The following is an 11938-nucleotide window of genomic DNA, read 5'->3' as shown; positions in this document are numbered from 1 at the left end:
CGACGGCGGCCCCTCCCTCCCGGCGCTACCCGGCTGCGGTCGGCGGCCCGCCCGCCGACCCGGCCGTTCCAGCCTGCGGGCCCGCCAGCGGGCGCGGACCACGTGCCGCACGTAGTCCCCGGGCGGTCACTACTGGTCGAGGCGGCCGGCGAGCTGGCGTCGGGAGGTGACGCCGAGCCGCTGGAAGACCTTGCGGAGGTGATAGTCGACGGTGTTCGGGCTGATGAACATGGTGGCGCTGATCTCCGCATTGGTCGCTCCGGCGGCGGCGAGCCGGGCGACCGCCAGCTCCTGCGGGGTCAGGTCGGGACGCCGGGGCTGCTCGCCGGCCGACGGCGGCCGGCCGCTCGCCGCCAACTCGGTGCGGGCCCGCTGCGCGAACGCCGGCGCGCCGGCGTCGTCGAAGATCTCCACCGCCCGGCTGAGCTGCTCCCGGGCGTCCCGGCGGCGTCTGCGGCGGCGCAGCCACTCGCCGTAGACCAGGTGGGACCGGCCCCGCTCGACGGTCAACGCGGTGGGCCCGAGCGTCGCGACGGCGGCGGCGTGCCACGGCTCGGCGTCACCGTCGTCGGCCACCAGGGCGCGGGCCCGCTGCGCCAGGCCCCTGGTCCAGGCCGAGCCGTTGACCGACGCCATGTCCTCCAGCTGCTCCACGAACCCCACCACTTCGGCGGCGCGCCCGCTCCGGCTGGCCGCCTCGACGAAGTCCGCGTAGTTCAGCGGTGTCACCTGGAGGAACGGCGTGTCCATGAGCGGCTTCAGCCGCGCGTACGCGTCGGGGTAGCGGCGCTCGGCCAGGTCCCGTACCGCCAGCGCGGACACCCCCGAGGCGTGCACCCCGCCGAAGCCTCCCGCCCGGGCCGCCTCGGCGATCGCTTCGACCCCCTCGCGGGGGCCACCGGACCAGGCGATCAGCGCCGCGTTGACGACCTGCTCGGCGTCGTAGCCGATGGCGCGGCGCAGCTCGCGCACCTGGTCGATGTGCTGTTGCGCCGCGCGCGGGGTGCCGATGTGCAGCAGGGACAACGACAGGATCCACAGGGCGGCGTCGACGATCTGTACCGAGCCCAGGTCGCGGGCGGTCGCGGCGGTCCGCTCCAGGCAGCGCCGGATCGCGGCGTCGTCCCACAACGCCGTGGTGAGCGCGACGCTGATCACGCCGTACTTCAGCAGGTCGGCGCCGTCGAGGCCGTCGATGACCTTGACCGCGGCCCGCAATTCGGGCACCGCTTCCCGATAGGGCCGCAGGATGTACGTGCCCAGGGCGCGCAGGATCGTCGCGGCGACGCCGTCGACCTGTCCTGTGTGGTCGCTCCGCCCTGCGCCGTCGAGGAGCCGCCGGCCCAGCGTCGGCAGCGGCACGTCCCGCCCCAGCCGCTCCACGACGAGGGCCCGCAGGAACGCCTGGAGCAGCGCGTCCTGCTCGGCCGCCGCATCGTGGCCGTGGAAGCAGGCGGCGGCCGTGAGCATGTCGGCGACGCCGCGCACCACGTCCGGGCCTGCGGTGAAGAACGCGTGGTCGACCCGGACGCGGGTCAACCGGCCCCGGGTGACCGGATCCAGCGACTCCTCGGCCACCTCGTCGACCAGGCTGCGCGCCAGCCCCGCCGCGCCGGCCGCCAAGGCGGCCTCGGCCGCCGCGACCAGCCGGCCGTCGCGGACCGGCCCCGGCGGGGTCAACCTCGACGCCTGCGTGAGAACCCCGGCCCGCGACGTGAACCCGCCGCGCCGCCCCGCCAGCTCCGCCACCTGTTCGAGCCGGTCGGCCACGTGCGCGTCGGTGCCGATCGTCGCCTTGGCCGCGTGCCAGGCCGCCAACTCGACCAGTCCCAGGGCCCCCGCCGCGTCGGACAGCGCCTCGTGCACCCGGCGGCGGTCGGCCCCCGCCGCGCCGTTGTACGTCGCCGACGGCACCAGCGCGTGCCGGAACCGCAGCGACGTGCCGACCTCGACCAGCCCCCGCAGCTCCGGCTCGTCGCCCCACGTGCCGGCGAGACCGAGCCGCCGGGCCGCCGCCTGGACCAGGTCGACGTTGCCCGTCGACTCGGCTGCGGCGATCAACAGCCACAACTGCTGCTGCGGGGCCGTCCGACGCACCTGACGGAGGTAGAACGCCTCCAGCCGGCCGCCCACCGGAATCGGCTCGGCGTCGACGCTGGAGCGGGTCAGATCCCGCACGCTCAGCTCGTCGGCCAGGTCGATAAGCGCCAGCGGGTTGCCCCCCGTGGCGGCGGCGACCCGCGCGGCCGTCGCCGGGTCGATCGGCTCCCGCAGCACCGACGTCAGCAACTGCACCGCAGGCCCCGTGGCCAGGCCGAGCAGCCGCAGCACGGGCAGCCCGGCCAGTCGCTCGGCGACCGGTGGCTCGTCGCGGGCGGCGAACACGAACGCGACGCGGTCGGCCACCAGGCGACGGGTAACGAACGCCAGCACGTCCAGGGACTCGGCGTCGAGGAGATGGGCGTCGTCGACGACGCACACGACCGGCGACGTCGAGACGACGGCCGCCGTCAACAGCCCTAGCACGCCGAGGCCGACGAGATAGCGGTCCGGCGGCGGGCCGTCCGCGAGCCCGGTCGCCACCTGCAACGCCTGCTGCTGCCGCTGCGGAAGGACCATGACGTGCTCGCGCAGCGGAATGGTCAGCCGGTGCACCCCGGCGAACGGGATCCCCGACTCGGCCTCGTAGCCGTCCAGGCGCAGCAGCCGGAAGCCCTCCGCCGCCGCGGCCGTCGCCTCCAGCAGCGCTGTCTTCCCGATCCCCGGCTCGCCGCTGACCACCAGCCCGCCGCCGCGACCGTCCCGGGCCGCGGCCAGCAGCGCGTCGACGCGCCGCAGCTCGTCGTCCCGGCCGAGGAGCCGGGCGGCCCGCTCACCGGGGGCAGGCGGCCCTTCCCAGGTCACGCCGGCCACGACAGGTCATGGAAACGCCGCCCGGACCGCACCTGGTTCTCACGTCTGCGCACGCTGTCATCGTCGCATCGCGAACCGTGTCGCGGCAGTACCGGGATCGCGCGCCGGATCGACCGCGGGTGACGTCCCGGTCGCGCTGGCTGCCGTACGCGCTGGGGTGTGGGAACCGGTCCGCCTGCCCGGCTGGGGTCCCGGGGGCGGACCCGGCTCCCCGCGTCGGGGCCCACCGGGTCGGAGAGACAGGAACGCGCCCGCCGCCCCTCGGCTCGCCGACGATGGGCGAGGGGTGTGCCGAGGGTGCGGAAGGGTCGCCTGCCGCCGCGTCTCGTGCAGCATCGACTGCCGGCGACCGGGCCGCTCACCACGTGGATGAGCAGGACGCGGCCGGGCGAACGGCGTCGCCTGAATGTGGGCAGGGTGCTACGAGACGCGGGGATCCCGATCAGAACGGAACGAGCGCCTTCCCGGCCCCGGTGCCGGGGCGGATGGCGGGGAACTCCGGCCCTTTCCAGTGGCCGATCGGCGCGCGGGAGATGGCTGGAACGGCCTCGGGGGGCGTCTCCAAGCTCATGTCCACTCCCGGGTCGACGGGCCGGCGCTGTCTGTTGGAGAAGCTAGCCGCCGCCGTCTGCCCCGTCAACCGATGAAGGCGGATCGTTACGCCTGCTCAACCCGCCTGTCGGAAGGCAGGGCGGCCTGCCCCGCCGATTCGGTCCTTCGCGCGATGCGAGATCCCATTCCGCATCTTGACAGGGTTTCGGGTGCCGCGTACGTTCGCTCCAAGTCGGCGAGGCGTCAGGGTGCTGCTGGGGTGCAGCCCGAGCCTGAACCGACCGGCGACCAACCTGCTCGGCCATGCCGTGAATCCACCGGGGCCCCCGAGGCGTCGGGCCGGCTCCAGCCGAAGCGGGCACGCGGTCACCCACCCCCTTCCACGCCAGGGCAAGACCCGTCGTACCGAGACCGCAGGGCGATTCCACGCGCCAGGCGGGCAGGTTCGCAGCGGTGGAGCCCAGATCGCGCAAGCGCCTACCCGCCACCAAGAACCGCCATTGCCAGCAGTGGTGGGAACACCGGGTCACCTGCGAGCACATAGGAGCGACAAGATGATTTCCCGACGTATCGGTGCGGCCGCGGCCGTCACCGCCATGCTTCTCGTGAGCGCCTGCGGCGGGGGCGACGACGCCGGCGACTCCGCGAACGCCACGACGAAGGTCTCCGTCACGACGTTCGGCTGCGAAATCTGGAACACCTGGGCGATCTCGAAGGGCGTCTACGCGAAGCACCGCCTCGACGTCGAGCTGGTCCGGTCCGGGGGCGGCTCGGCCGCCGTCGCCGCGGTGCTCTCCGGGGCGGCCGACTTCGGCTACGTCAACGGCTACACCGCGATCAACGCCTACAACACGGGCTTCCCCATCCAGATGGTGTCCGGCGCCAACGTCAACGCGCTGCCGCCGGCCAAGCCCGCGCAGGGCGTCTTCGTCGGCAAGGACTCCCCGATCACGTCGCCCGCCGACCTGGCCGGCAAGAAGATCGCGGTCAACGAGATCAACGGCATCAACCAGATCGTGACCGCGAGCTGGCTGAAGGCCAACGGGGTCGAGCCGGACAGCGTGAGCTTCGTGGCGCTGCCCTTCGCCGAGCAGATTCCCGCCGTGCTCAGCGGGCGGGTCGACGCCGCCCAGCTCGGCTACTCGCTGCTCGGCAACAACAACGACGGCGTCCGCAGCCTGGCGGACCCCTTCGCCAGCAGCAACAAGGTCTACATCGCGACCTACGTCGCCGCGAAGAACTTCGTGGCCAAGGGCGACGCGGCGAAGCGCTTCCACGAGGCGATGACCGAAACCGCCCAGCAGCTCAACGACCCGGCCAACAAGGACGAGTCGTTCCGGCTGCTCTCCGAGTGCCAGAAGGTGCCGGCGGAGACCCTCGCCGCCCAGCCGCAGAACGCCATCGAGGCCGCCGTCGACCTCGGCGCGCTGGACCGGATGGCGCAGCAGATGGTCGACCTCAAGATGATGCAGAAGAAGCCCGATCTTGAGCCTTTCGTCACCGACTTCGCCCGGTCCTGAACCGTCTGCCGGCGACCGACCGACCGTCAAGGGAGAGGACGTGACAGGGGTGTCGAGTCACTCGGTCGAGGTTGATGTCCCCGCCCCGTCGCCCTCCGGCGTGCCCGCCACGGCACGCCGGAGGGGCCCGACGCCCGACTGGGCGTACGGGCTGGCGGGCATCGCCACGATGTTCGTGGTGTGGGAAATCGTGGTACGCACGGGGGCGGTCTCGACGGACTCCCTGCCGTACCCTGCGGCCACCATGCAACGGGCCGGCGAGCTCCTCGTCGACGCGAACTTCCTGACGGAGGTGGCGCAGACCCTGTGGGCCTGGCTGCTCGCCATGCTCGTCGCCAGCGCCGTCGGCATTCCGCTGGGCCTGACCCTCGGCTACTTCTCCGCGTTCTACCGGCCGTCGTCCTCGGTCGTGCACGCCGGCCGGTCGATCCCCTCCTCGGCGTTCCTGCCGATCGCCATCCTGCTGTTCGGCCTCGGCACCCAGATGAAGGTGTCGCTGGCGATCTACGCGATCTTCTGGCCGATCCTGCTCAACGCCATGTACGGCGTGCGCGACACCGAACCGCTCATGCTGGCCACCGGCCGGAGCATGGGCTGGGGCAGGACGCGGCTGCTGACCAGAGTCGTGCTGCCGTCGGCGGCCCCGTCCATCGCCACCGGCCTGCGGGTGGCCAGCTCGACGGCGCTCATCGTGGTGCTCTCCGCCGAGCTGCTCGGCGCGACCAGCGGGGTGGGCACGGTGATCACCACATACCAGCAGGCGCAACGACCCGACTTCGTCTACGCGGGGATCCTCCTCGTAGGGCTGCTCGGAATGGCCCTCTACTACGGCTTCAACCTGGTCGAACGCCTGGTGGTCCCCTGGGGCCAGGCCCAACGGGAGAGCGGACGATGAGCGATCACGGTGCGAAGCGGTCGAGCGTGGCCGCCACGGCGCAGGCGATGGGACGCGGCGTGCAGTCGCTGTGGCTGCTCGCGGCACTGCTGGTGGTGTGGGAGATCGCCGCCCGGCTGGCCGGGTCCCTGTTCGTCCCGCCGGTGTCGCAGATCTTCGTCGCGTTCGTCGACACCTGGCTCTCCGGCTCGCCGTCGTCGCTCTTCCTCAGCGACCAGTTCCGGACCGACGTCCTGCCCAGCCTCGCGCGGCTCGGCCTCGGCTACGGCGCGGCGGCGGCGATCGGCATCAGCGCCGGCATCCTGATCGGGGTGTGGCGACCCGCCGGAGCGTTCTTCAACCCGTTGATCCGGCTGGGCATGTCCGTGCCGGTTACCGCGCTCCTGCCCATCGCCATCGTGATCTTCGGCATCACCAGCGGGATGAACGTCTTCCTCATCGCGCTGGGCTGCCTGTGGCCGATCCTCATCAACACCTACGACGGGGTACGCGGACTCGACCGCACGGTGGTCACCGCCGCCAAGAGCATGCGGCTGACCCGACGCCGCTACTTCCTCCAGGTCCTGCTGCCCGGCGCCAGCCCCGCGATCTTCGCGGGAATGCGGATCAGCATCGGGATCGCCCTGGTGCTCATGGTGATCTCCGAGCTCTACGCCGCCACGGCGGGCCTCGGCTTCTACATCGTGAGCCAGCAGCGGCTGTTCCGGTTCCCGGAACTGTGGGCGGCCATCGTGCTGCTGGCGCTGCTGGGCATCCTCTTCAACGCCATCTTCGCCGTGGTCGAAAGGGTGCTGCTCAGGTGGCACCGCAACGTGCGGCCGGAGGGCGCGGAGAGCCACTAGCGGGGGCCGCGCCCAGTTCCCTGCCGCCAACCGCGCTCCGCACCGCCGATTCCCTGCCGCCACATTCCAGAGCCGCCGACGACAACGACGACACCACGTAGAGGAGTCCCGGATGAAGTCCGTGACGATCCAACCGCACCAACCGGGCCCCGGAACCGACACGCCCGTGCTGGCCGTGCAGGAACTCGGCAAGTCGTACCCCTCGCGCAAGGGCGACGTCCTCGCCGTCCGCAGCATCGACTTCGCCGTCCACGCCGGCCAGTTCGTGTCGGTCGTCGGCCCCTCCGGCTGCGGCAAGACGACCCTCATGATGTGCATCGCCGGACTCCTGCCCATCACCACCGGGAGCGTCATGTTCCGGGGGGACCGCATGTCGGGCCCGCGGGACGGCGTCGCGGTCGTCTTCCAGGACTACAGCCGGTCGCTGTTCCCCTGGCTCACCGTCGAGAAGAACGTCGCCCTGCCCCTGCGGGACCGCGGGCTGCCCCGCACCGAGATCCGCGACCGCGTACGGGAGTCACTGGAGATGGTGGGCCTGGCCCACGCCGCGGCGCTGCACCCGTGGCAGCTCTCCGGCGGCATGCAGCAGCGCGTCGCCATCGCGCGGGGTCTCGCCGTACGGCCGGAAATGCTGATCATGGACGAGCCCTTCGCCTCGGTGGACGCCCAGACCCGGGCCAGCCTGGAGGACCTGCTGCTCAAGGTCTGGGCGGAGACCGGCACGACGGTGCTGTTCGTGACCCACGACATCGACGAGGCCGTCTACCTGTCCGACCGGGTGGTCGTGCTGTCGCAGGGGCCGTCCGTCGTCGTCGAGGACCTGCCGGTCGAGCTGGAGCGGCCCCGCGACCAGATCGCGACCAAGCAGACGGCGCTCTTCGGCGAACTCCGCGAGAACGTCTACTCCCTGGTCATGGCGTCACAACGGCGCACCTCCCTGTCCGGCGACCCGCACTGACCCGTCGTGGGCCGAGGCCCGGTCGCGCCGCCCGGCAACCATCGGCGGGCGCGTGACCGGGCACGTCGGCGTCGCCCCTGCGTTGTGGTGCGGCGCTCCGTCGGACCCGAGTCTGCGGCTGTGCTCAGCGCCTGGTCTCGTACCTCGTCAGCACCACGCCGCCAGGGAACGTCCTGGTCTCCACCAGGGTCAGGTTCACCCAGTTGTCGAGGGCGGTGAAGAACGGCTTGCCGCCGCCCAGCAGGACCGGATGGGTGACGAGCGTGTACTCGTCGATCAGTCCGGCGCGCATGGCCCCGGCGGCGAGGGTGGGGCTGGAGATGTCCAGGGAACCGCCGTCCTCGGCCCTGAGCCGCGCGATCTCGGTGACCGCGTCGCCGGTGAACAGGCGCGCGTTCCAGTCGACCGTGCTGATCGTCGAGGAGAACACCACCTTCGGCATGTCCCGCCAGCGGCGGGCGAACTCGACCTCCGCCGGGGTGGCACCCGGCCGCTGGTCGGCGGTCGGCCAGTGGGAACTCATCGTCTCCCACAGCCTGCGCCCGTACAGCCCCGTGCCCGTCGCCCCCACCCGGTCGGACCACCACTGGAACAGCTCGTCGCTCGGCGCACTCCAGCCGAGGTCGTCGCCGGGCGCGGCGATGTAGCCGTCCAGGCTCAGGTTCATGCCGAAGGTCAGTTTCCGCATCGTGCCAGCCTCCTGTGGGTCCGTACGTCGGCATACAGACCAGCACGGCGCGGGAGAATCATCGGTCAGGCCACACCGAAGGCTGGCTCACCAGGGGGAGAGGTGGTGTGCCCGCCGGCACGGGGTTGCCAGCCCGCTGTGCGGCGCGTCATGAAGAAGCTCTGTTGGTGCCCTCCCGGTCAAGATCATTCAGACAGTAGGGCGCTCCCGCTTGACCGGGCAGTCCCCCCATGCTCCCCGATGTGCAGAAGAAAGTCGACGGGTTGGCCATGAAGTGCAGGCAAAGAGGTTGGCCGACGTAAGTGGAATGGCGTAACTCCGGTGGATGCCCCAAACTGATTAGATGGGCATCGACATCGATTCTTGGCTGCGTGGTTGTGTGCTCGGCGGAATATGTTGCGGCTTACCGCTATTGGTTCTCATATGGTTTACGTCTGGCGGTAAGCAAGAGGCGCGGCCCCCGGGGGCGCCCTCCTGCGGATACTGTGGAGGGTCGGGCCGGTTCCATGGCGCGTCCCAAGGAGGGCTCATCTGCACCAGATGCAACGGCAAAGGCTACTAACCAAGTGCAGGTGCGCCCTGTCCGAGGGGATTGAGGGCGATTCAACGCCACCGGGCGGGGTGACTGAAGGCGCCACTGGGCATCCAGTGGATCTGTAGGGCCGGCGACGACGCACTGAATGGCGTGCAGACGTGCGACCGGCACTTCGCCGTGTAGGTGTACTTGCCTTCTACGCGGTGCTTCACGTGCCGCAGGCTCGCGTAGAACGACTCCAGCGTCTATGGGGCGAGCCGTCCGACCTCGGTCTAGGAGTTGGTCGAGCGTGGCTCGGTGCGCGGGTTGCCTGCTCGTCAACCTGGGTCAGCAGTCGGGTGCGTGCACGTGAGCTGTTCAAACAGGGACAGTGCCTGTGCGCCCGGCAGGATTCGAACCTGCGGCCTTGGGATTAGAAGTCCCCTGCTCTATCCGCTGAGCTACGGGCGCGCGCTGGTGGGTCTCGCGCCAAGAGGGTACCGCCGCGCCGAGGGTGCCCGGCGCGACGGGGCGGCCCGTCGACGCGCGTTCAGCGTCGCACGGCCCGGCGTCGCCGGGCACCCCTGTTTCGCCCGGTCAGCCCGCTGCGGCGGCCCCCGTGCTCTGCGTGGTCGCCTCCGCAGGCGACCGGCTGGCCGGCACCTCGGGCGACGGCACGCCGCCCGGCTCCCCGGCCGTCGAATCGTCGCCCGGCACGGTGGGCGTCGGCTGGTCGGCAGGCTGCTCGGGCGTCGGGCCGGCGGCGAGGAACGCCTCCGCCCACCGGCCCACCTCGACGAAGACCTGCTCCCGGACGGCGGGGCCGGAGAGGGTCAGGTCGTGCATGCCGCCGTCGAAGCGGGCCAGGGTCACGTGCCGGCCGAGGCGGGGCGCCCAGCGGACCATGTGCTCCACGTCCAGGACGGCGTCGGCGAGGGCCGCCGAGTCGTGCCACTTCGTGCCCCGGAAGGTGCGGGTCGAGCAGGCCAGCAGCACCGGCACCGGGATGTCGAGGCCGGCGCGGAGCTGCCGCTGACCGGCGCGCACGGCGTTCAGCCAGCCGGCCCGGACCGGGAAGCCGGCGAGCGGCTTCCACGCCAGGTCGTACGTCCACTCGCCGCGATGGTCGGCGTGCAGGCTCTCGCCGTACACGGTGCCGAGGCCGAAGGGGAGGCGGCGGCGCGGCGCGCTGCGGCCCAGGCGCGAGACGGCGGCCGCGAGGGGTCTGCGGATCACCCACGGGGCGTTGATGTCGAAGAAGGGGCTGTTGAGCACCAGCCCGTCGACGATGCCGGCGTCGCGTCGGGCGTGCGCCCAGAGGGAGATGACGAGGCCGCCGGTCGAGTGACCCATGACCAGCAGCGTGTCGTGGCCGTCTTCGGTGCGGACGATCTTCGCGGCGGCGTCCAGCTCGGGGAAGTAGTCGCCGAGGTCGCGGCAGAAGTTCGGGGTCTGGTGCGCGAGCAGGCTGCGGCCGTACTTTCGCAGGTCGAGGGCGTAGAAGTCCCAGCCCCGCTCGGCGAAGAAGTCGGCCACGTGGGTCTGGAAGAAGTAGTCGACGTAGCCGTGCACGTAGAGCACCGCGCGGCGGGTCGGCCGGTCGGCCCGGCGGCGGACCAGGGTCGCGACGACCGGGCCCTCATCGTCGGTGCCCAGGTCGATCGTCTGCCGCTCGTACGGCGGCCCCAGCACATCCGGTTCCACGACCGCGACGGTACGCCCGCAACCTACCCGACGGTAGCCCCGCCGGGGAGATGACGGACCGCCGTGGCGGACACCACCTCCCCGACGGGGGTCGGCTCAGGCGGTCTCGGCGTCGACCCGGTGCGCGTCGCCGCCGGTGTGGTCCAGCTCGGCGTCGTCCAGCTCCGTGTCGGGCAGGCCCGCCTCGGGCTGGCCGATGTCGCGCAGCCGCTTGTTGTTGCGCGGCTCTTGCCGGGTCTTGGCGTCGTTGAGCCGGCGGCGCAGGTCGTCGCGGACGTCGTTGAGCGCGGCGTGCAGGTCCTCCTCGGCGGAGGTGGTGACGATCTTCTGCCGGCCGGCGATCCAGCACTCCAGGGTGACCTTCTGCCCCCGGGCCTCCCGGTCCTTCACCGACACCTCCAGCTCGGTGGCGTCGGCGTGGAAGCCGGCGAGCCGGGCGTCGAGGGTGGCGAACTGCTCGGCGATCCAGTTCCGGTCACCCTGGGAGAACCCGGCCCCGACGCGCAGGCACTCGGCCACGGTCGCGGGGTTCGCCACGGCGCTCATCGCAGCGCCTCGCCGTCCGTGCGGACGAAAGCGGTCGTACGGGGTCGGCAGGAAGTCATGTCCCGTGGCCTTTCTCATCGGACGGCGTGCCGTCGGTGGTGCTCGCTTGATCGAATCTGTACCCAGTCACGGGCCGTCCGGAAACGCCTCCGGCGGGGCCGCCCGGGGGGCATCCCAGCCGGGGCCTAGCACATCCGGGCTTGATCAGGTCTTTGTCCACAGGCCGCCGGCCTGTCCACAGGTGGCGGCCTCACGGTGGCGACGGGCGGGCCGGAGCGGCCAGTGTCGGCGGCGGGTCGACTCACCACGGCAACCCCGATCTCTTCCCTGGAGGGACGATGTTCGACACCCACGTAACGATCGTCGGCAACATTCTGACGGCGCCGGAGTGGCGGCGTACCACCCAGAGCGGCACGCTCGTGGCCAACTTCAAGGTGGCCTCCACGGCCCGCCGGCTCGACCGGGGCAGCGGCCGGTGGGTCGACGGCAACAGCCTCCGCGTCCGCGTCAACTGCTGGCGGAAGCTGGCCGAGGGGGTGGCGGCCTCCGTGATGGTCGGCGACCCGGTGGTGGTCGTCGGCCGGCTCTACACCCGTGACTGGACCGACGACGCGGGCAACCACCGCACGGTGTACGAGTTGGAGGCGGTCGCCGTCGGCCACGACCTGTCCCGAGGGCGGGCCCGGTTCCTGCGCAACCGGCCGAACGTGGCCACCAGCACAGTCGAGGACGCCGAGGCGGAGAGCCGGGTGCACGGCGAGCCGACCGAGCGGGTCCCGCGTGAGCAGGCCCCCAGCGGGCCGCCC

General features: G+C 71.9%; 8 protein-coding genes, 1 tRNA gene and 2 pseudogenes. 5 read left to right on the top strand and 6 right to left on the bottom strand.

All coding sequences use genetic code 11. The annotated features are described in order from the left end of the window. Window positions 1-129: 129 nt before the first annotated feature. Window positions 130-2904: a LuxR family transcriptional regulator gene (locus O7628_RS05860; RefSeq protein ID WP_278128910.1), complete on the bottom strand. Its 2775-nt coding sequence runs from the start codon at window positions 2902-2904 to the stop codon at window positions 130-132. Window positions 2905-3355: 451 nt separating this feature from the next. Continuing rightward, the gene (locus O7628_RS05855) at window positions 3356-3484 is read right to left on the bottom strand and encodes a hypothetical protein (protein ID WP_278128908.1); all 129 of its coding nucleotides are present in this window, start codon (window positions 3482-3484) and stop codon (window positions 3356-3358) included. A 535-nt stretch (window positions 3485-4019) separates the two neighbouring features. Here O7628_RS05855 and O7628_RS05850 point away from each other — a divergent pair. From O7628_RS05850 to O7628_RS05835, 4 genes are all read left to right on the top strand, one after another. Further along, complete coding sequence (locus O7628_RS05850; RefSeq protein ID WP_278128906.1) at window positions 4020-4985, top strand: ABC transporter substrate-binding protein; 966 nt, start codon at window positions 4020-4022, stop codon at window positions 4983-4985. 40 nt (window positions 4986-5025) lie between these two features. Beyond that, the gene (locus tag O7628_RS05845; protein WP_278128904.1) at window positions 5026-5880 is read left to right on the top strand and encodes an ABC transporter permease; all 855 of its coding nucleotides are present in this window, start codon (window positions 5026-5028) and stop codon (window positions 5878-5880) included. Further along, entirely contained in the window at window positions 5877-6722 is an 846-nt protein-coding gene (locus O7628_RS05840; protein ID WP_278128902.1) for an ABC transporter permease, read from the top strand. Before O7628_RS05845 ends, O7628_RS05840 begins: the two co-directional genes overlap by 4 nt. A gap of 112 nt (window positions 6723-6834) precedes the next feature. Further along, window positions 6835-7680, top strand: coding sequence for an ABC transporter ATP-binding protein (locus tag O7628_RS05835; protein ID WP_278128901.1), 846 nt, complete (start codon window positions 6835-6837; stop codon window positions 7678-7680). A gap of 124 nt (window positions 7681-7804) precedes the next feature. Here the strand turns inward: O7628_RS05835 and O7628_RS05830 are convergent, their stop codons facing one another. From O7628_RS05830 to O7628_RS05815, 4 genes and pseudogenes are all read right to left on the bottom strand, one after another. Continuing rightward, on the bottom strand, window positions 7805-8368 hold the full coding sequence (locus O7628_RS05830) for a dihydrofolate reductase family protein (protein ID WP_278128899.1): 564 nt from the start codon (window positions 8366-8368) through the stop codon (window positions 7805-7807). Window positions 8369-9280: 912 nt separating this feature from the next. Continuing rightward, window positions 9281-9353: transfer RNA gene (locus tag O7628_RS05825), tRNA-Arg, on the bottom strand. Window positions 9354-9647: 294 nt separating this feature from the next. Then, a pseudogene (locus O7628_RS05820) lies at window positions 9648-10586 on the bottom strand (alpha/beta hydrolase); the annotation flags it as partial. 96 nt (window positions 10587-10682) lie between these two features. Continuing rightward, window positions 10683-11132 carry an HPF/RaiA family ribosome-associated protein gene (locus O7628_RS05815; protein ID WP_278128897.1) on the bottom strand — a complete coding sequence of 150 codons (450 nt, stop codon included), beginning with the start codon at window positions 11130-11132 and terminating at the stop codon, window positions 10683-10685. Between the two features lie 338 nt (window positions 11133-11470). Between O7628_RS05815 and ssb the strand changes: the two are divergent. Beyond that, a pseudogene (gene ssb, locus O7628_RS05810) lies at window positions 11471-11902 on the top strand (single-stranded DNA-binding protein); the annotation flags it as partial. Between the last annotated feature and the right edge of the window lie 36 nt (window positions 11903-11938).

Source organism: Micromonospora sp. WMMD956, from assembly GCF_029626125.1.
In the GTDB taxonomy this organism is placed as follows: Bacteria; Actinomycetota; Actinomycetes; order Mycobacteriales; family Micromonosporaceae; genus Micromonospora; species Micromonospora carbonacea.
Note: the sequence above shows the minus strand (reverse complement) of the source record. Positions and strands in the feature narration are given on the sequence as shown.